The organism is Mycobacterium persicum (genome assembly GCF_002086675.1).
GTDB lineage: Bacteria > Actinomycetota > Actinomycetes > Mycobacteriales > Mycobacteriaceae > Mycobacterium > Mycobacterium persicum.
Map to the genome: position 1 here is coordinate 1 of NZ_MVIF01000109.1, position 18547 is coordinate 18547.

Consider the following 18547-nt stretch of genomic DNA (forward strand, 5'->3'; position numbering starts at 1 on the left):
GCCCGCATCGCCCCCGACGCGAACATCAGCTACGACGAGGCCGAAGCCTTCTTCCTGGCCCGCCTCGACCAATGGGAGGATGCCAGCGCCCGCAGCGCCGGGTGACGGCCCGCTACTGCTTGTGTGAAACGTCGGCGATCACGCCGCCGTCCACGACGAATTCGGCGGCGGTGGCATATGACGACTCGTCGCTGGCCAGGAACAGCACGAACGTCGACACGTCCTCGGGTTCTCCGGGGCGTCCGAGCGGGATGTGGAGCATGTCCTGGGGCAGTTTGGCGGTCATCGGGGTGCGGATCAGTCCCGGGTGAATCGAGTTGACCCGAATGTTGTTGGGCGCCAACTCCAATGCCGCGGACTTCGTCAACCCGCGCACCGCCCACTTCGACGTCACATACCCGTGCACCCACGCCGCGCCGCGCAGGCCCTCGATGGATGAGACGTTGATGATCGAACCGCCGCCGGCAGCGATCATCGGGTCGATAACAGCCTGGATACCCAACAGGGTGCCGGTGACATTGACGTCGAGGATCTGTCGCCACTTGGTCAGGTCAAAAGTCTTGAGCGGACCGTAGTTGATGATCCCGGCGTTGTTGACAAGGACGTCGAGCTTCTCGAACTCCCCCACCGCCGTTTCGACGGCCGCCGTCCACTGCCCCGGTTGGGTCACGTCCAGATGGACGTAACGCGCCGCCGGGCCCAACTCGCCGGCCAGGGCCCGGCCGTCGTCATCGAGAATGTCACCGATCACCACCCTGGCGCCTTCGGCGACGAGCAACCGGGCATGGGAGGCCCCCATCCCGCGAGCACCACCGCTGATCAGTGCCACCTTGTTGTCCACCCGGCCCATGACGGGCCAGGCTACTCGCAGGACATCGCGGTGCGAGAGGCTGTTCGACTGGGTCGCGACCAGCGAACGGCGCCGGTTGCCAAAGGGAGGTGAATGAGCGTCGTGGCCCCGTTACTCACGGCCTGCGGCGGGTTCTTGCTCGCTGTCTTGTGGATGGATTTGATTTTCGACATCCAGGTTCTGCGCTACCGACACACGAGCGACCAACTGCCCGAGCCGGTGCTGGCGTCCATTGCGGGCTACTACCACCGCGCGACCACCACGTCGCGCCCGATGAGCCGGCTGATCGCGCTGGTGATGGTGATCTTGGTGGGCAGCCTGGCGTTCGTGGCCGTGCGCGGTCCCGAGCCCGGTTGGTTGGTGGCGGCGTCGGCCGTTCTCGCCGGTATCCCCGTCGGGCTGGCCGCGGTGCACACGGTTCCCCGCGCGGTTCGACTTGGAAAGCGCGTCGATGGTCCTGCCGAACAGACCCGCTTCGCGCGAGCCATCTGCCGGGATCACCTCGTCTGCGTCGGTTTCATGCTGGTGTTTCTGCTCCTATGGCTGGCATACAGCGTCGCCCGCTGAAGGGCCCTAGTCGCGACGTGCGCCACCTTGCTGGCCGCGCCAGCCGCTACCGTACTAAACTAGAACACGTTTCAATTCGGCGCGCGTCCTAGGAGCAGGCATGCACACCGCCATATGTGACGACCTCGGTATCGAGTTCCCGATCTTCGCTTTCACCCACTGCCGTGACGTCGTCGTGGCTGTCAGCAAAGCCGGCGGATTCGGCGTGCTCGGCGCCGTCGGCTTCACCCCCGAGCAGCTGGCGATCGAGCTGGACTGGATCGACGAGCACATCGGCGATCACCCGTACGGCGTCGACATCGTGATCCCGAACAAATACGAAGGCATGGACTCGCATCTGTCTGCCGAGGAACTGGCCGAGACACTGCGCAAGATGGTGCCCCAGGAGCATCTGGACTTCGCCCGCAAGATTCTCGCTGATCACGGTGTGCCGGTCGAGGACGGCGACAAGGAAAGCTTGCAGCTGCTCGGCTGGACCGAGGCGACGGCCACCCCGCAGGTTGAAGTGGCGCTCAAACACCCGAAGGTGGCAATGATCGCCAACGCGCTCGGCACTCCACCGGCGGACATGATCAGCCACATTCACGACGCCGGACGCAAGGTTGCGGCGTTGTGCGGCTCGCCCTCGCAGGCCCGAAAGCATGCCGACGCCGGCGTCGACATCATCATCGCTCAGGGTGGGGAGGCCGGTGGGCATTGCGGCGAGGTCGGCTCCATCGTGCTGTGGCCGCAGGTGGTCAAGGAGGTGGCCCCGGTACCGGTCTTGGCCGCCGGGGGCATCGGCAGCGGCCAGCAGATCGCGGCGGCGTTGGCATTGGGCGCACAGGGAGCCTGGACCGGCTCGCAGTGGCTGATGGTCGAGGAAGCCGCCAACACTCCGGTTCAGCAAGCCACCTATGCCAAGGCCAGCAGCCGTGACACCGTGCGCAGCCGGTCATTCACCGGTAAGCCGGCTCGGATGCTCCGCAACGACTGGACCGAGGCCTGGGAGCAGCCGGACAGCCCGAAACCGCTGGGCATGCCGTTGCAGTACATGGTGTCCGGTATAGCGGTGCGGGCCACCAACAAATATCCCAACGAGAGCGTCGACGTCGCGTTCAATCCCATCGGGCAGGTCGTCGGTCAGTTCACCAAGGTCGAGAAGACCGCTTCCGTCATCCAGCGGTGGGTGCAGGAGTACCTCGAGGCAACGAACCGGCTCGACGAGCTCAACGCCGCCGCGACCGTCTGAGACGTCCTGAGACGCCCGAGCACCGGCTAGACCCATTAGTCCAGGTCGTCGTCCTTGCCGGTGAATACCTCTTTTACTCTGTCGACCGCGTGGGTGGCGATGTCGATCGAGCTCTGCACGATGCCGCTGGCGCCCCCGGCGATGTCGCCGCGGATGATGTCGCCGGCGTTTTCGACGATGTCCGACGCCTTCTCGACGGCGTTGGTCGCGATGTCCTTGGCTGCGTCGACTGCATCTTTGGGATTGATGGCCATCGGAGGCTCCTAATTCGTTGACGGGATGCTTGCTACGACTGTAGCCCCACAAGGGGCCTGAGTTTCCGGGTCAGTAGTCGACCAGCGTGCGCCAGTAGCGCTCCGGAATCTCCTCGCCGGACCGCAATACGCGTGCCAGCCCGACGGCCATCGCGATGCCGAGCAGCCCCAGCCATAACCCCGCCAGCGCGATGATCCACCACAGCACCGCGGTGACCGCCGGCCACGGTGACACCAGGGCCAGCACCGGCGCAAAGAAGAAACCGGTCCCGACGTACCATGCCGAGCCCGCCCGATCCGACGCGAGGACCAACCGCAACCATCGTGGCATCGGAGCCTCGGCTGGCGTGCGGTCGGTCGTCATCGCTCTAGGTCAACCGATCATCCTTCGGGCGGGAAGAACCCGGCCCCGGTGAACCACCCGGCTTGCCATCCCTGCGCTCCCAGACACAACATCGGCAGGCCGTCCGGCGTCTGCGCCGCCGCCTGCGGACCCGGGCACGGGGCGCCCGCCTGCTGCACTCCGTACAGCGGGTAGGAGATCACCCAATAACCGGTGGTGGCTGCCGGGAACTGGTTCGGCGGCGGGAAATGACAGGCCTCGGCCTGGCCGCTGGTGCCGCGGCCGAAGATGAAGCGCTCGTAGTTGTCACACGGCGCTCCCAACGAGGCGTCATAGTTCATGCCCGGCACATCGCCCGGGTAGCGGCCGTTATCGGCGCCGGCGACCGGGGCTAGGCCGATCGCGGCCCCGGCGACCGCAGCGGTGGTCAACAGTTCCCGAATCATGTCCACCCCTTCATGCACCGGCTAGTTTCACCACAGCATAACGACTGTGGCGTAGCCCACAACAGCCGCCGTGACCCACGCCGATCTTGTCGATGTGGGGCAGGTGACCAGGGCATTTCCCGCTACCCGCTGATCACCGGACAATCCGCCGCCACGATGGTGGCGACAGTCGGTCGGCATCCGTCGCCCCAGGCTAGGCCGCTCCCCCGCCCGCCGAACGCGTTCCCGACCGGTCGGGACCACAAGCACCGGGAACAACGCGCGAGCTCGTCGGGGCGCATCCGCGGCTGCTGGCCAAGGCGGCTGAACACGTTACAGTTCGGCATTCGCCACGTTGCGTCGATGCTTCCCATCTCAGGTGGAGCAATGGATTATTGGCAGTAGACGACCACTAGCAGAATTCATATTGAGGAGTGGGCTTTGTCAACAGCCAAGTCAACCGCCAAGCCAACAGCCAAGCCGGTACCCAACCTGCCTCCCGGGTTCGACTTCACCGACCCCGACATCTATGCCGAGCGCCTGCCGGTGGCAGAACTGGCCGAGATGCGCCGATGCGCGCCGATATGGTGGAACAAACAGCCGATCGGCTGCGGCGGCTTCGACGACGGCGGCTATTGGGTGGTGACCAAACATAAAGATGTCAAAGAGATCTCGCGCCGCAGTGACATCTTCTCCAGCCTGCAAAAGACTGCGCTGCCACGCTACAAAGACGGCACGGTCGCCGAGCAGATCGAACGAGGCAAGTTCGTCCTGCTCAACATGGACGACCCGCAGCACACCCGGTTGCGCAAGATCATCTCCCGCGGCTTCACGCCGGGGGCCGTCGAGCGGCTGCGCGACGACCTCAACGAGCGCGCCCGGCGCATCGTCGAGGCCGCTGCGGCGCAGGGGTCCGGCGACTTTGTCGAGCAGGTGTCCTGCGAACTGCCGTTGCAGGCCATCGCCGGATTGCTCGGCGTGCCCCAGGAAGACCGGATGAAGCTCTTCCACTGGTCGAACCAGATGGTGGGCGACCAGGATCCCGAGTTCGCCAGCAATGACGCCATTACCGCTTCGGTCGAACTGATCATGTACGCCATGCACATGGCGGCCGACCGGGCCAAAAACCCGGGGCCGGACATCGTGACCAAGCTCGTCGAGGCCGACATCGACGGACACAAGCTCTCCGAGGACGAGTTCGGCTTCTTCGTCATTCTGCTGGCCGTTGCCGGCAACGAGACCACCCGCAACTCCATCACCCAGGGCATGATGGCCTTCACCGACTTTCCCGACCAGTGGGAGCTGTACAAGCGGGAGCGACCCGCTACCACGGCCGACGAGATCGTGCGGTGGGCCACCCCGGTCACCTCGTTCCAGCGGACCGCGCTGCAGGACTACGAACTGTCCGGGGTGCGGATCAAGAAGGGTCAGCGAGTGGTGATGTTCTACCGCTCAGCCAATTTCGACGAAGAGGTGTTCGACGACCCGTTCACCTTCAACATTCTGCGTAGCCCCAATCCGCACGTGGGATTCGGCGGCACCGGCGCGCATTACTGCATCGGTGCCAACTTGGCGAGGATGACCATCGACTTGATGTTCAATGCCATCGCCGACGCCATGCCCGATTTGGAGTCGACAGGCAAGCCCGAACGGCTGCGGTCCGGCTGGCTGAACGGAATCAAGCACTGGCAGGTCGACTATCACAGCACCGCGTCGACGAAATGCCCTGTGGCACATTGAGCTTGAGCCGATAGGATAAGCGCATGCCCACGCACAAGGCGGTCCGGATAGCTTCGGCGGGTGCGGCATTGGAGCTCGTCGACGTCGACACTGCGCCGCCTGCCCATGACGAGGTACGCATCGCGGTGTCCGCGTGCGGGGTCTGCGGCACCGACCGGGCGTTCGTCAACGGCGGCTTTCCGAACACCCCTTGGCCATTGACGCCGGGGCATGAGATCGCGGGCACGGTAGTCGAACTCGGCCAGCGCGTCGCTGATTTCGAGATCGGCGACCGAGTCGCCGTCGGCTGGTTCGGCGGGCACTGCAACCGGTGCGCCCCCTGCCGCACCGGCACCTTTATCCACTGCGCGAACATGAAGGTGCCCGGTTGGCAGTACCCCGGTGGCTACGCGGAATCGGTGACCGTCCCCGCCAACGCGCTGGCGCGCATTCCGTCCGAACTCTCTGACGTGGAAGCGGCTCCCATGTGCTGCGCCGGTGTCACCACATATAACGCACTGCGCCACACCAAGGCGCTGCCCGGTGACCGGGTGGCGATTCTCGGCATCGGCGGTCTGGGTCACCTCGGTGTGCAGTTCTCCCGGGCGATGGGCTTCGAGACCATCGCCATCGCCAGAGGGGCCGCCAAAGCCGAGGATGCGCGCCAGCTGGGGGCCCATCACTACGTCGACTCCACCAGCGGCGACGTTGCCGAAGCGCTGCGCAAGCTCGGCGGTGTCGCGGTCGTGCTGGCCACGGCCGGCAACTCAGCTGCCATGGCCGCGACGGTGCCCGGCTTACTTCCTCGCGGTGAACTGGTTGTGGTCGGTGTGACCACCGATCCCCTCCCGATCAGTCCGAGGCAGCTGATCAATCCGGCCCTCAGCATTTCCGGACATCCCTCCGGTACCGCGAAGGACGTGGAGGACACCATGCATTTCGCGGTGCTGTCCGGTGTGCGGGCCTGGGTCGAGGAGATACCTTTTTCGCGCGCGGCGGACGGTTACGCGGCGATGGAGCAGGGACGGACACGCTATCGCACCGTCCTCACCATGTGAGTACCGCGCGCAGCTATAGAGTCGTGCCGTGAGCGACACGGTGTGGGCGCTGGACCCGTCCGTCGGTGAGTTGATCGTTCGTACCGGTGTCGCGGGTCGAGCCGCCCGAATGGGCCATCGGCTCACCATCGGAATGACTCGCTGGCAGGCCACGGTGAGCTGGGCGGCTGATGAACCCGCCACCGCAGACCTTGCCGTGGAGGTGGATTCACTGGAGGTGTTGCGCGGCGAGGGTGGTGTCAAGAGCCTGTCCGGGCCGGAGAAGGCCCTGGTCCGGTCGAATGCGCTGAAGTCGCTCAACGCCGGTCGCTTTCCCGATATCCGCTTCACCGCAGCAGAGATCGACAAGACCGAGAGCGGTTACCGCCTCACCGGGCAGCTGCAGATCCGGGGCAAGTCGCGTCAACACGTGATCGACCTGCACACCGAGGATCTTGGTGACTCCTGGGCGATGTCTGCCGAGTCGACGGTTCGCCAGTCCGACTACGGGGTCAAGCCTTATTCGCTGTTGATGGGCTCGCTGCAGGTCGCCGACGAGGTGACCGTGTCCTTTACCGCGGTTCGGCCCAAGGACGGTTGACCGTCGACCCGGCGGTTCGACTACTCCGGCGGCTCCATACCGGTGTCGCCATAGGTGCCGGGAATGTGCTTGAGCACCCGGGTCAGCAGGGGCGATCCATCGCTCGGACCCGGTTGCGACGCAACGTCGTTGGGCTGCTCGGGGATGGCGTCGGTGAGCTCTTCACCGGAGGTGAGCTGGATTGGCTCCCGCTGTGTCGCGGGCCCCGGAAGAGGAGCGTGCAGCTGGGCACTCGCGGGCACCGGACCTGCCGTCGCAACTGCCTCGGCGATTTCCGGCGTCGAGGTGGGTATGGAGTGCTGTGCCGTTTCGGAGTGCCTGTCCGGAGTTACTTGCAGGCCAACCGCCAACGACACCGAAGCCACGAAGGTCACCGCCGCCGCAGCCAAAGTGGTTGCAGCTCCGGCGTATTGGCGTGACCGCTTGGACACGGTGGTGGTTTCACCGGAGCCTGCAACCAGTCGCTCGTCGGTGAACTCGGTGGTTCGGGCCGCCGCCTGCGCCGTACCTCGCGCGATTGTCACCTGCGCCATGGTCTGCGCGAAAACCGGTACCGGAAGGGCGGTTTCGAGTTGCCAAGAAAAGTCGCTGATGTCAAGGTCGGAACCCACCACCACCACGGCGGCCGGACGCCACGCACTGCGGTCGAACATTCCGGTCAGCCACGAGGTCAGCCCGTCATAACCACCACGGACATGTTTGACTGCCGTTTGGGTCTTTCCGTCGCGGGTGTCGACCATGACGACGGTTGCCCATCCGTCCTCGAGGATGCACACCGCGGTCTGTTCGTATCCGATGACCGGTGCGACCGCCTCGGCCAGCGTCTCGACGGCATCGAGCAGCCGAACCGGTACAACGTTGTCGAATCCGGCGTCGGTCAAGGCCTCGACCAGTAGCGCGGCTTGGGCGGAAGCTTCGTCGTTCCACGTCACGCCGACGACACGTAAACGGTGGCCGGCCGCGGCTGCCAATTCCCCCGCACGAATGACTTCCGCCGCCGCCTGTTCCGCGGCATGGACGACGCCTACTCCTCGGCCACCGCGCAGCTGCATTTCGTTGTGATGCAGGATGGTGCCCTCAGCGCCGTGCCCTTCAGCCAGGACCCAACCTACGGCGGTCGGTGTCACTGACAGCCCAAGTACCGTCTCCAAAATTTCGCACCTCAATCGTTCCCGAATCGTTCCCGGTTCTTCAGGCGCCTCGAGCCAACGCCGTCGCGCCCGCATCCACCGAGGGGCTTGGTGTGCTGGTGCGTGAGCGCCGGAACGGACCGGATAGCCCGGAGGATCGTTGTCTCCATCGGCTTGCCTGACAGAGACTACGCGGTCGGCGCAAGTTCGGCTCCTCCGGTGGGCAAACCGCCAGGTGACTCACATGAAACGAACATGGCGACCGGATCGCCGGCCGCCGCCGAGGACTTGCGCCGGATGCGCCGGCAGCGGGCTTCCCAGTGGTCTGGGCACCAGCCCGGGGTAAACCCGCGAAACGTTGCTCGAGCTACGTCCGGCGTGTCGAGGTCCGGCGTGCCGCATCGATTAACTATTCTTTGTACCGCTCCCCGCCTGCCACCTTCTGCCCTGCTCCGGGTGCATAGCACTCGTTTGCGCTCTCGGATTATCCGGGCCGCAACGGGGCAACGGGGCAAGCGGTGAGTCCGTCGCCGACTCGCATAGCACAGTTGCTGCGTCGGCGGAGGTAACCGATATCGAAATGGAATGACTTCGTGCCCCGATCGACATTTGCCCTCCTCACACGGTAAGTTCTGCCGGGAGCACGCGAGCACATACGGACAAGGGGCAGGGTATGACAGACGTGAGCGGGAAGATGCGGGCGTGGGGCCGACGCCTTCTGGTCGGCGCGGCCGCTGCTGCGGCCCTTCCTGGCCTGGTCGGACTCGCCGGCGGAGCGGCGACCGCGGGAGCGTTCTCCCGGCCCGGCCTGCCGGTGGAATACCTCCAGGTGCCGTCGGCTGCGATGGGTCGCAGTATCAAGGTTCAATTCCAAAGCGGCGGGGACAACTCGCCGGCGGTGTACCTGCTCGACGGTCTCCGCGCTCAAGACGACTACAACGGCTGGGATATCAACACCCCGGCCTTCGAGTGGTACTACCAATCGGGCCTGTCGGTCATCATGCCGGTCGGTGGCCAGTCCAGTTTCTACAGTGACTGGTACAGCCCGGCCTGCGGCAAGGCCGGCTGCCAGACCTACAAGTGGGAGACCTTCCTGACCAGCGAGCTGCCGCAATGGCTGTCCGCGAACCGGAGTGTCAAGCCCACCGGGAGCGCCGCCGTCGGCATCTCGATGGCCGGCTCCTCGGCCCTGATCCTGTCCGTCTACCACCCGCAGCAGTTCGTCTACGCCGGTTCGCTGTCGGCCCTGATGGACCCCTCCCAGGGCATGGGGCCGTCCCTGATCGGCCTGGCGATGGGTGACGCCGGTGGTTACAAAGCCTCGGACATGTGGGGACCTTCGAGCGACCCGGCCTGGCAGCGTAACGACCCGTCGCTGCATATTCCCGAGCTGGTCGCCAACAACACCCGTCTGTGGATCTACTGCGGCAACGGCACCCCGTCCGAGTTGGGCGGCGCCAATGTCCCCGCCGAGTTCCTGGAGAACTTCGTTCGCAGCAGTAACCTGAAATTCCAGGACGCTTACAACGCCGCAGGCGGGCACAATGCCGTGTTCAATTTAGACGCCAACGGAACGCACAGCTGGGAGTACTGGGGCGCACAGCTCAACGCCATGAAGGGTGACCTGCAGGCCAGCCTCGGCGCCCGCTGATCGCGCAACGCGTGCAGCTACTGGGCTTGACGGCTAGACGCCGTCGAGCCCAGTGGTGTGTTCGGTTCCTTGGCGGCTGGTCCGGCACGTTCAACGAGCCGGTCTAACTGCCCGCCACCAACTGGTTGGTGATATCGACCCATGCGGTGCTGTCGCGACGGTGGTCATTGACGTTGCGGCACTGACCGTACAGCCGCAGGACCCCCGCGCCCGCGTCGTCACGGTGACGGTAGATGATCGCCGTGACGGCGTCCTTGGACAGCGTCCTGCCGAACACCTGGTCGTTAGGCGGTAGCCCCTCGGTCCAGCCGTGCCTGACCAGCGCTGCTGTGACATCGCGAAAGTACCGGTCGGCAGGTGCCTCGGCGGGCAGCGCGAAGGTCAGGTAGACCGCCCCTTGATACGGCGGATCGTCCCGGTTCTTGCACGACATCAACAGGTATCCGGCGGTGCTGGTCTGAAGTCCGGCGGCCGTCACGATTTGTTTTGCCTTGTCGACAACCTGGGCCTCGGTTGCGGCGTCGTCGAGGGGGCCGACGGGGTGGTCGCCAGAGTTGGCCGACGACGCACGATGGCGGTTCGCCACCAGCAGGACAGCTGCGCCGAGCAACAAGCATGTCACCAGCGCAGCGGCGAGTACGGCCCGAATCCCTCTGGCCCGCAACCAATCTGCGCTAGTAGCGGCGTGTCGAACCATCAGCTGACCTGATCATCTCCGGAAATGCCGGGGATCAGGCCGTCGATACACCACGGACAACTGAGCGGCGAGACGAACCGCGACGGTGCGACTCGGCTCGCGAATAGCGGCGGCTTCAGCGGCCACCCCGCCATCGTCGACTGTCAGATACCGTGACGCAAGAGCCTCGGACCGAGGCCGCGGGTTTCGCAAACGAAACCTGAGTCAACAGCCGCTCTCACAACATCCATCCGGTGGCGGCCCACCGGGAGTCCGGGCCGCGGGCCGCAGGCCCGGCCACCCATCGGCCGCCCCGCGAGCCGTCGGCACCAGGGCCCGCGCCCGAGGTGCCCAACCCTAAGATTTTGTCTCAGATTGCGGCCTCGTGAAGTTTGCTGGACTCGTCGCCATACCTCAGCGTAACCGCCAGCAGACCCGGTGAGTCAACACGGGCTGCTCGTTTGAACAAGCCGTTGTCAACGGGCGATCCAGGCCACAGCGTGACCCGTCCGCCCAGTGCCCGCCGGTGGTTTGATTCGCTTGGCTGGACGTCGTTTGCGCAAATCACAATGCGGCGGCTAACCAATTTCATAAGTTTTTCTAGGCGGTAACGCTTTAGCCACGGCCGCCGAAATGCCGGACATGACACGCATCGCAAAGCCCCTGATCAAGTCCGCCACGGCCGCCGCTTTCGTCGCAGCGTCGATGTCACTATCCACCGGCATCGCCCACGCCGACGTCATGAACTGGGACGCCGTCGCGCAGTGCGAGTCGGGTGGGAACTGGACCGCCAACACCGGCAACGGAGCCTACGGTGGACTGCAGTTCAAGCAAGCGACATGGGACGAGTACGGTGGCGTCGGCAACCCCGCGACCGCCTCTAAGCAGCAACAAATCGCTGTGGCCAACCGAGTCCTAGCCGGCCAGGGCCCCGCCGCGTGGCCGAAGTGCGCCAGTGCCGGCGGTCTGCCGCCCGTGCCCGTGGCGCTGCCCAAGCCGGTACGGCAGCTGCAGCAGACGGTGACCGAGATCATCTCGCTATTCACACCGCATCAGTGAATATCGCTGTTTCCGTTCCCAGCGTTACAGGGACGTGATTGGATCATCCTATGGAGGGTTCGGCAACGGTCCACATGGCGGCCCCAGCGGAAAAGATCTGGGATTTAATCGCCGATATTCGTAACACCGGACGGTTTTCACCGGAAACGTTCGAGGCCGAGTGGCTGGACGGCGCGACCGGCCCGGCGCTCGGCGCCCGATTCCGCGGACACGTCCGGCGCAACGAGATCGGTCCCGTCTACTGGACCGTGTGCAAGGTGACGGCGTGTGAGCGCCCTCGCGAGTTCGGGTTTGCTGTGATGGCCGGCGGTAGATCGGTGAACAATTGGCACTACCGGCTCGCACCGGCGGGCGATGGCACCGATGTCACCGAGTCGTTCCGGCTCACCCCTTCGGTGTTCACGACCGTGTATTACTGGGCATTCGGTGGCTGGCTGCGCAAACGCCGCAACATCCGGGACATGACCAAGACGCTGCAACGCATCAAAGATGTGGTCGAGGCCGACTGAGGGCGGGCGTTACCAGATCGTATGAAGTCGATATTCATCACCGGCGCCGGCAGCGGAATGGGCCGCGAGGGGGCACGGCTCTTTTACGCCAACGGCTGGCGCGTCGGTGCGGTGGACCGCGACGACGCCGGTCTGGCAACCCTGAGCGGCGAGCTCGGCGCCCGGTTGTGGACACGAGTGGTCGACGTGACCGACAAGGACGCGCTCGACTCGGCGCTCGCCGACTTTTGCGCCGGCAATACCGGCAGCGCGCTCGACATGATGTGGAACAACGCCGGCATCGGCGAAGGCGGATGGTTCGAAGACGTGCCGTATGACGTCGCGATGCGGGTCGTCGAGGTCAACTTCAAGGCGGTGCTGACCGGGGCTTACGGCGCGCTGCCCTACCTGAAGAAGGCCCCGGGCAGTCTGATGTTCTCCACGTCCTCGTCTTCGGCCACCTATGGCATGCCGCGACTGGCCGTCTACTCGGCCACCAAGCACGCGGTCAAAGGGCTGACCGAGGCGCTCAGCGTGGAGTGGCAGCGCCACGGTGTGCGGGTGGCCGACGTGTTACCCGGTCTGATCGACACCGCGATTCTCACCTCGACGCGCCAGCATTCCGAGGAGGGCGCGCCCACGCTTTCGGCGCAGCAGATCCGGGCCGCCGCGCCCAAGAAGGGCATGTTCCGGCTGATGCCCGCGACCAGCGTCGCCGAGGCGGCCTGGCAGGCCTACCAGCATCCCACCAGATTGCATTGGTATGTGCCCCAAAGCATCCGGTGGATCGATCGGCTCAAGGGGGTTAGTCCGGAGTTCGTCCGGCGCCTCATCATCAAAGCCCTACCCAGGTTGGATCCGCGGCAGCAGTAAAGTTTCGTGCACAAGACCCGCAAGGCCCGCAAGGCCCGCAAGGCCCACAAGGCCCACAAGGGAGGTGGCTGGTGCGAAGCCGGTTTGTCAGAGTGGCAGGGATTGCCGTGGTCGTGGTCGCAGGTCTTTCCGGGTGCGCCGAGGCGCAGACCGTCCCGCGCAAGGCCGCACATCTGACAATCGACGGATACACCCGCACCACACGTCCGGCCGCATGCAGCCAGGAGCAGTCCTTCCGGACCATCGACATCCGTGACCGCGACGGACACGTCCAGGCCGTGGTCTTGGTCAGCGGTGAACGGGTGATCCCGCAATGGGTCAAGATCCGCAACGTCGACGGGTTCAGCGGCAGCTTCTGGGAAGGCGGGGTGGGCCAGGCCCATGCCGACCTGTCCCGTGGCACCTACACCATCACCGGCAGCGCCTATGGCATCGGCAACAGCAATCCCAACAAGGTCGTCACCACGGACTTCACGATCGTCGCCGACTGCTGAAACGTCACACGCGTCCCGGCCCGAAAGGCTTAGGCTGGGTCGCAATGCGCCCTGGCCTGCAACGGGATGGAGGAGCGGTGAAGGACCGACTGCACTGGCTGGCGTTGCACGGGGTGATCCGCGGCATGGCCAACATCGGCGTTCGACGAGGCGAACTACAGGCCCGGCTCATCGCCGATCCGGCCGTCGCCGCTAACCCGGTGCCGTTCTACGACGAGCTGCGCCGCCACGGCCGGTTGGTGCGGACCCGGGTCAACTGCCTGACCGTCGACCATCAGCTCGGCCATAACATCTTGCGCTCCGACGACTTCCAGGTCATCTCGCTCGGCGAGAACCTGCCGGCGCCGCTGCGATGGCTGGAGCGCCGTACCCGCGATAATCAGCTACACCCGCTGCGGCCGCCGTCGCTGCTGGCGGTCGAACCGCCCGATCACACCCGCTATCGCAAGACGGTGTCGGCGGTGTTCACCGCGAGGGCCGTTGCCGCGCTGCGTGATCGGGTCGAGCAGACCGCCATCAATCTCTTGGATCAGCTCGCCGCCCAGCCCGGTGTGGTCGACGTCGTCGGCCGCTATTGTTCCCAGCTGCCGATCGCGGTGATCAGCGAGATCTTGGGAGTGCCGGCCCACGACCGCCGACGGGTCCTGGAATTCGGTGAACTGGCAGCGCCCAGCCTGGATATTGGCGTGCCCTACCGGCAGTACCAGCGGGTGCAGCGCGGTGTGACGGGGTTCAACGCCTGGCTGGTGTCGCATCTCGAACAGCTGCGACGAGCCCCCGGCGACGACCTGATGAGCCAGCTGATCCGCACGGCCGAAAGTGGCAATCCGGAAACGCATCTCGACGACGACGAGCTGCATGCGGTCGCCGGCCTGGTGTTGGTCGCCGGCTTTGAAACCACAGTCAACCTGTTGGGCAACGGAATTCGGATGTTGCTGGACATGCCCGAGCATCTGGATACCCTGCGCCAACGTCCTGACCTGTGGCCGAACACGGTCGAAGAGATCTTGCGGTTGGATTCGCCGGTCCAGCTCACCGCGCGGGTGGCCCGCACCGACGTCGAGCTCGCCGGCGTGCCCATCAACCGCGGCGAGATGGTGGTGATCTGTCTAGCCGGTGCCAACCGCGATCCGGCGGTGTTCTCCGATCCTCACCGCTTCGACATCGAACGTCCTAATGCCGGAAGACATCTCGCGTTCTCCAGCGGCCGCCACTTCTGCCTGGGCGCCGCGCTTGCCCGAGCCGAGGGCGAAGTCGGGTTACGCATGTTCTTCGAGCGCTTCCCCGAGGTGCGGGCCGCCGGTTCCGGAAGTAGACGCGACACCCGAGTGCTCCGGGGCTGGTCGACGTTGCCGGTCACCCTGGGGCCGGCCCGCACGCTGGCCGCCCGGTAGCGGATGCGCCTAAGTGGTCAAAGCTAACCGCGCGGCAATAGGCGGGGGTTGGTGGTGGGATGTCGAATGGGGCGAATCTCAGACCGCAGGGCTGGCCACGCGGGGGGCAAGCTCTGTCGCCACGAGCTTTTCACAGCATCCGTAGCGCTTGGCAGGTGAAGCGAGAAGCGAGGGGCACCCATGAGATGTATCGGCGGGCATTAAGCTAGCTGCGGCAGCAGGCACCGGACTTTGACCGTTTTCACAGCTCGCTAAGATTGCTGTCCAAGCCTACGGCTGTATCCTCGTGCCACGGTGAGGCTTCGGAGCACTGGCGCGACCCGACGATGGCATTCGACCATCGCAATCGCTGCCGCGCTGAGTCTATTCGTTGCGCTGATCGCAGGGTCCTCGTTGCGGCCCCGGTTTTCTCCGGCTACATTGCCCGAGCCGGCGTCGTGGACCCATAGCCAGGTGCAATTTCATCCCGCGGCGCGACCCATCAGCAATCGAGACCATGGCTTTCTCCAGAGCGCGACGCCGAGGATCAAGAAGCCCTTCCACAGCATGTGGATGACGCGCGATCGGCCGACCAGTTGGATCCCCTTATCGCCTCGATGCGACTGGTTGGCGTTGCCGTCATCGGCTGCTGAGTCAGAGCCTCGGCCGAGCATCGTCTACCGGACTGCGCCCACGGGTGCTCCGGTCAACCGAGATGTGTTGACCCAGCTCTGCGTCGTTCGCTGCTGATAAGTCAATGGCGGCTTATCGCGCCGCCAGACTCGGCCATGTGAAGCCAACGTGCACAACAATTTACGTTAGTGCTGAGCTTTTCGACGCGCGAAGGCAACCACAGGGCCTCGCCTGATCATGCTGAATTGCCCGCAGAGGTAACGGGCTAAGCCGTTCGACCGGACGACACGACACTCGACGTCGGTCACTTCCCTACATCAATGCCTTGGAGAACCAGTCATGTTTGCCAGCGCGACTCATCCCGCCCGGCCCGCCGCACGCCAGGTGAGACGGCAATGAATTCCAAAGGGCGACCACCACAAATCAATTCCCGGTGGGTGGACTTGGGATGCAGTCTCTACGAAAGTCAGCCACTTACCTTCCACCTGCCCCGGTTGGAGCATTCCACGCTACCTATGGCGGCCGACCGGGGTGTCGGATGGAAGACGTTGCGGGACGCCGGACCGGTGGTGTTCATGAACGGCGCCTATTACCTGACCCGCCGCGGGGACGTGCTGGCGGCGCTGTGCGAGCCAAATCTGTTCTCCGCACAATTGGCGCTCCAGCCCCCCGGCAGCCCGGTGCCGGTGCTGCCGTCAGCATTCGATCCTCCCGAGCACACCCGCTACCGCAAAATTCTGCAACCGTACTTCAGCCCGAACACCCTGCATAAAAGCCGGCCCATGATGGAGCGCCATGCTGCTGAAATGATTGCTGCACTTGCCCGCCGAAACTCGTGTGAGGTAATGACAGATTTTGCGCGCCTCTACCCGTATCAGGTATTCATGGATCTCTACGGGTTGCCGGTGGAGGACCGAGACAGCGTGATCGGTTGGAAGGACGCCTTCGTCGCCGGCACGTCCGACGGTAACGGGCTGTTGGCGTATTTCGCCGACGCCATCCGACAACGCCGGCAGAATCCGGGCCCGGACATGTTGTCGCAAGTGATGACCGGCCCGGGCGATCTCAGTGACCTCGAGCTGCTCGGCATGACTCAACTGCTGATTGTGTCCGGTCTGGACACGGTGGCCGCGGCGATCGGCTTCTCGCTGTTCGAATTGGCACGCAGACCGCAGCTGCGCAGAGAGCTCGCCGAAAAACCAGAGCAACTGAAGGTTTTCGTTGAAGAGATCGTCCGGCTTGAGCCGTCGGCGCCGTTGGCGGCCCGGGTTACCACTGACTTCGTCAATGTGGGTGGCATGACGCTTCCCCCAGGAACACCGGTGCGGTTGTGCACTGCCGCGATCAACCGCGATGGCAGCGACGTGATCTCCACTGACAACCTGGTCATGGACGGAAAGATGCACCGCCATTGGGGATTTGGAGGAGGACCGCACCGCTGCTTGGGTTCCCACCTGGCACGGATAGAACTGGCAATCGTTGTCGGCGAGTGGCTCAAGCAGATCCCCGATTTCGAACTGCCACAGGGCTACACCCCGTACATCAAATTCCCGTCCAAGTCGTTTGCGCTCAAGTCGCTACCCGTGAGCTGGGGCTGACGCGCGGCACCGGTCAGTGGCTCGCGGCGGTTGACACGGGCACGAGTACCGAGTGTCATGGGCCGTTATGACAGACACTTCTGCGATCGAAGTCAGGGATGTGGTGCTCGGGCTGTGGCGAGCCCTCGCGCAGCGTGATTGGGATGCCGTCAAGACTTTTCTCGCCGCGGACTGCCTCTACGTCGACATACCGGTGCCGGCGCTGGCCGCGCGTGGTCCCGACGACATCGTGACGCGACTGAAGCTCGGACTGGAGCCGCTCGCCGACTACCAAAACCACGACGGGCTGCTGCTGTCCAACGGATCCGACGTGATGTACGAGCATTCGGAGACCTGGACGTTCAGCACCGGCGAACGCGGCCTGCTCAGGTTCGTCAGCGTCCACAAGGTGGTCGACGGGAGGATCGCCGTGTGGAAGGACTATTGGGACTTCAACAGCCTGGTCAGTTTCGCGCCGCCGAACCACTTTGAGAACCTTGCAAATACGGACACCAGCTGGGTATTCGATGCCACGGCGTTAGTTTGACACGGCCCGCGCCACGGTTAGTGATGGTGATGGTGATGCACGCCGCTGCCGAGCGGCGTGCAAAATTGCCTGCATCCCGTGAGGAATGTCAGAGTCGCTGTCGGTCCGGTTTCCGTCAGGGTGGGTTTGCATTGCCAGTATGTTTCGATGGCGTTGTCGGGAGTTTGTGTGCGGTCGATGACGTCGCAGTGCAATGCCCGGCGCCACGGGTCGCAGGTCTCGGAAAACACTTTCGTCTCGGATAGTTTTGATGGGTTGCGGATTAGCCGCACGCCGAAGCGGTCGATTTTGCCGTGGTCATGCAGCCGTTGGGCCAGCCCGGCCAACACCTCGTCGTCGGAGTCGTTGATCGGCGCAGTGTCGCCGAAGTCGGCCGGTCCGGCGAACTCCATGCCAACAAGGCTCATTCCGCAGTCGTGCTCGCTGTCGAACCGCACTGCAGTAGCACGCAAACCCGCTGGGGAGAACGCATTTCGCTCAATCGGGGTGGTGTGGGTCTGCGGCGGCCAGTCGATGACACGTTCGACGAACACCTCGCCCGGTTCGGGATCGAAATGCTTGTGCAACAGCCACACACCAAACCGATGCCAGGCACCAGCCGCGACCAGATAGGCGCCGAGATCGCTCAGACAGGCCCGGTCATCTGCAGTCAAGACACCCACGTCGGTGCCGTCCATATCGGCTAATTCCGTGTAATCCTCGACTCGATGATCGCGCAACGAAAGCATCGCACTTCTCTCCTACCGCTCCTACGGATTGACGGCCCCGAAAAGGGTGCACGAACCAAACGGTAACAGTCGAGTCGCAGATATTTCACGGTACAGCGGCTGACGAATGCCGACACCGGCTTGATCTTCGGCCCCACCGACATCGCCCGGATTTCCCCGCTACGAATTCTGCTGCGTCACAACGTCACCCAAGACAGCGTCAGGTGTTTCAGACTCGGCTGGTTAAGGTCACCCGGCAAGCCTGACCGATGTCCAGGGTCCGCAGCACCCGCCCCATGCCCACCCACAGCG

Annotated in this window: 20 protein-coding genes and 1 pseudogene; 13 read left to right on the forward strand and 8 right to left on the reverse strand. The window is 64.6% G+C overall.

Annotated features, from left to right (window positions below):
- Positions 1 to 112: 112 nt before the first annotated feature.
- The gene (locus BST40_RS23705; protein ID WP_075548486.1) at positions 113 to 850 is read right to left on the reverse strand and encodes a glucose 1-dehydrogenase; all 738 of its coding nucleotides are present in this window, start codon (positions 848 to 850) and stop codon (positions 113 to 115) included.
- Between the two features lie 102 nt (positions 851 to 952).
- Between BST40_RS23705 and BST40_RS23710 the strand changes: the two genes are divergently transcribed.
- On the forward strand, positions 953 to 1417 hold the full coding sequence (locus BST40_RS23710; RefSeq protein ID WP_075548520.1) for a hypothetical protein: 465 nt from the start codon (positions 953 to 955) through the stop codon (positions 1415 to 1417).
- Positions 1418 to 1517: 100 nt separating this feature from the next.
- A complete protein-coding gene (locus tag BST40_RS23715) occupies positions 1518 to 2648 on the forward strand; it encodes a nitronate monooxygenase (RefSeq protein WP_083155892.1) in 1131 nt (376 codons plus the stop codon).
- A gap of 35 nt (positions 2649 to 2683) precedes the next feature.
- Here BST40_RS23715 and BST40_RS23720 read toward each other — a convergent pair whose 3' ends face one another.
- The 3 genes from BST40_RS23720 to BST40_RS23730 all read right to left on the reverse strand — a co-directional run bounded on the left by BST40_RS23720 (position 2684) and on the right by BST40_RS23730 (position 3691).
- Positions 2684 to 2902, reverse strand: a complete 219-nt coding sequence (locus BST40_RS23720; RefSeq protein WP_023364230.1) for an Rv1893 family protein — start codon at positions 2900 to 2902, stop codon at positions 2684 to 2686.
- A gap of 70 nt (positions 2903 to 2972) precedes the next feature.
- The gene (locus tag BST40_RS23725) at positions 2973 to 3266 is read right to left on the reverse strand and encodes a hypothetical protein (RefSeq protein ID WP_075548488.1); all 294 of its coding nucleotides are present in this window, start codon (positions 3264 to 3266) and stop codon (positions 2973 to 2975) included.
- Positions 3267 to 3283: 17 nt separating this feature from the next.
- Positions 3284 to 3691 (reverse strand): hypothetical protein, encoded by a 408-nt coding sequence (locus BST40_RS23730; protein WP_075548521.1) that lies wholly within the window; start codon positions 3689 to 3691, stop codon positions 3284 to 3286.
- 420 nt (positions 3692 to 4111) lie between these two features.
- Here BST40_RS23730 and BST40_RS23735 point away from each other — a divergent pair, with 420 nt between their 5' ends.
- Genes BST40_RS23735 through BST40_RS23745 form a run of 3 tightly spaced genes read left to right on the forward strand, consistent with a single transcriptional unit; the run spans position 4112 to position 7027 of the window.
- The gene (locus BST40_RS23735; RefSeq protein WP_075548489.1) at positions 4112 to 5410 is read left to right on the forward strand and encodes a cytochrome P450; all 1299 of its coding nucleotides are present in this window, start codon (positions 4112 to 4114) and stop codon (positions 5408 to 5410) included.
- 23 nt (positions 5411 to 5433) lie between these two features.
- Complete coding sequence (locus BST40_RS23740; protein ID WP_075548490.1) at positions 5434 to 6447, forward strand: alcohol dehydrogenase catalytic domain-containing protein; 1014 nt, start codon at positions 5434 to 5436, stop codon at positions 6445 to 6447.
- A 28-nt stretch (positions 6448 to 6475) separates the two neighbouring features.
- Positions 6476 to 7027, forward strand: coding sequence for a YceI family protein (locus BST40_RS23745; protein ID WP_075548491.1), 552 nt, complete (start codon positions 6476 to 6478; stop codon positions 7025 to 7027).
- 20 nt (positions 7028 to 7047) lie between these two features.
- Here the strand turns inward: BST40_RS23745 and BST40_RS23750 are convergent, their stop codons facing one another.
- The gene (locus BST40_RS23750; RefSeq protein WP_075548492.1) at positions 7048 to 8178 is read right to left on the reverse strand and encodes a DUF7159 family protein; all 1131 of its coding nucleotides are present in this window, start codon (positions 8176 to 8178) and stop codon (positions 7048 to 7050) included.
- A gap of 652 nt (positions 8179 to 8830) precedes the next feature.
- Between BST40_RS23750 and ag85B the strand changes: the two genes are divergently transcribed.
- Positions 8831 to 9808 carry a diacylglycerol acyltransferase/mycolyltransferase Ag85B gene (gene ag85B / locus BST40_RS23755; RefSeq protein WP_075548493.1) on the forward strand — a complete coding sequence of 326 codons (978 nt, stop codon included), beginning with the start codon at positions 8831 to 8833 and terminating at the stop codon, positions 9806 to 9808.
- A 103-nt stretch (positions 9809 to 9911) separates the two neighbouring features.
- On the opposite strand, the gene BST40_RS23760 is transcribed toward ag85B, so the two are convergent.
- Positions 9912 to 10505: a hypothetical protein gene (locus BST40_RS23760; protein ID WP_183155281.1), complete on the reverse strand. Its 594-nt coding sequence runs from the start codon at positions 10503 to 10505 to the stop codon at positions 9912 to 9914.
- Between the two features lie 621 nt (positions 10506 to 11126).
- Between BST40_RS23760 and BST40_RS23765 the strand changes: the two genes are divergently transcribed.
- From BST40_RS23765 to BST40_RS23800, 7 genes are all read left to right on the forward strand, one after another.
- Positions 11127 to 11543, forward strand: coding sequence for a transglycosylase family protein (locus BST40_RS23765; RefSeq protein WP_075548523.1), 417 nt, complete (start codon positions 11127 to 11129; stop codon positions 11541 to 11543).
- Positions 11544 to 11593: 50 nt separating this feature from the next.
- Positions 11594 to 12052, forward strand: a complete 459-nt coding sequence (locus BST40_RS23770; protein ID WP_075511607.1) for an SRPBCC family protein — start codon at positions 11594 to 11596, stop codon at positions 12050 to 12052.
- A gap of 21 nt (positions 12053 to 12073) precedes the next feature.
- Entirely contained in the window at positions 12074 to 12904 is an 831-nt protein-coding gene (locus BST40_RS23775) for an SDR family oxidoreductase (protein WP_075548494.1), read from the forward strand.
- Positions 12905 to 12975: 71 nt separating this feature from the next.
- Entirely contained in the window at positions 12976 to 13398 is a 423-nt protein-coding gene (locus BST40_RS23780) for a lipoprotein LpqH (RefSeq protein WP_075548495.1), read from the forward strand.
- A 77-nt stretch (positions 13399 to 13475) separates the two neighbouring features.
- The gene (locus tag BST40_RS23785) at positions 13476 to 14792 is read left to right on the forward strand and encodes a cytochrome P450 (protein ID WP_083155894.1); all 1317 of its coding nucleotides are present in this window, start codon (positions 13476 to 13478) and stop codon (positions 14790 to 14792) included.
- Positions 14793 to 15919: 1127 nt separating this feature from the next.
- Positions 15920 to 17002 carry a cytochrome P450 family protein gene (locus BST40_RS23795; protein ID WP_099184086.1) on the forward strand — a complete coding sequence of 361 codons (1083 nt, stop codon included), beginning with the start codon at positions 15920 to 15922 and terminating at the stop codon, positions 17000 to 17002.
- A gap of 67 nt (positions 17003 to 17069) precedes the next feature.
- Entirely contained in the window at positions 17070 to 17528 is a 459-nt protein-coding gene (locus BST40_RS23800) for a nuclear transport factor 2 family protein (RefSeq protein WP_075548498.1), read from the forward strand.
- Positions 17529 to 17545: 17 nt separating this feature from the next.
- Here the strand turns inward: BST40_RS23800 and BST40_RS23805 are convergent, their stop codons facing one another.
- Both BST40_RS23805 and BST40_RS29645 read right to left on the reverse strand, forming a co-directional pair.
- Positions 17546 to 18256 carry a hypothetical protein gene (locus BST40_RS23805; protein WP_075548499.1) on the reverse strand — a complete coding sequence of 237 codons (711 nt, stop codon included), beginning with the start codon at positions 18254 to 18256 and terminating at the stop codon, positions 17546 to 17548.
- A 208-nt stretch (positions 18257 to 18464) separates the two neighbouring features.
- A pseudogene (locus tag BST40_RS29645) lies at positions 18465 to 18547 on the reverse strand (carboxymuconolactone decarboxylase family protein); the annotation flags it as partial.

Excerpts from the sequence above, each read along its gene's own strand:
- BST40_RS23705 (WP_075548486.1), bottom strand. The coding sequence starts at position 850 with ATGGGCCGGGTGGACAACAAGGTGGCACTGATCAGCGGTGGTGCTCGC.
- BST40_RS23715 (WP_083155892.1), top strand. The coding sequence starts at position 1,518 with ATGCACACCGCCATATGTGACGACCTCGGTATCGAGTTCCCGATCTTC.
- BST40_RS23720 (WP_023364230.1), bottom strand. The coding sequence starts at position 2,902 with ATGGCCATCAATCCCAAAGATGCAGTCGACGCAGCCAAGGACATCGCG.
- BST40_RS23725 (WP_075548488.1), bottom strand. The coding sequence starts at position 3,266 with ATGACGACCGACCGCACGCCAGCCGAGGCTCCGATGCCACGATGGTTG.
- BST40_RS23730 (WP_075548521.1), bottom strand. The coding sequence starts at position 3,691 with ATGATTCGGGAACTGTTGACCACCGCTGCGGTCGCCGGGGCCGCGATC.
- BST40_RS23740 (WP_075548490.1), top strand. The coding sequence starts at position 5,434 with ATGCCCACGCACAAGGCGGTCCGGATAGCTTCGGCGGGTGCGGCATTG.
- ag85B (WP_075548493.1), top strand. The coding sequence starts at position 8,831 with ATGACAGACGTGAGCGGGAAGATGCGGGCGTGGGGCCGACGCCTTCTG.
- BST40_RS23760 (WP_183155281.1), bottom strand. The coding sequence starts at position 10,505 with ATGGTTCGACACGCCGCTACTAGCGCAGATTGGTTGCGGGCCAGAGGG.
- BST40_RS23765 (WP_075548523.1), top strand. The coding sequence starts at position 11,127 with ATGACACGCATCGCAAAGCCCCTGATCAAGTCCGCCACGGCCGCCGCT.
- BST40_RS23770 (WP_075511607.1), top strand. The coding sequence starts at position 11,594 with ATGGAGGGTTCGGCAACGGTCCACATGGCGGCCCCAGCGGAAAAGATC.
- BST40_RS23775 (WP_075548494.1), top strand. The coding sequence starts at position 12,074 with ATGAAGTCGATATTCATCACCGGCGCCGGCAGCGGAATGGGCCGCGAG.
- BST40_RS23795 (WP_099184086.1), top strand. The coding sequence starts at position 15,920 with ATGGCGGCCGACCGGGGTGTCGGATGGAAGACGTTGCGGGACGCCGGA.
- BST40_RS23800 (WP_075548498.1), top strand. The coding sequence starts at position 17,070 with ATGACAGACACTTCTGCGATCGAAGTCAGGGATGTGGTGCTCGGGCTG.
- BST40_RS23805 (WP_075548499.1), bottom strand. The coding sequence starts at position 18,256 with ATGCTTTCGTTGCGCGATCATCGAGTCGAGGATTACACGGAATTAGCC.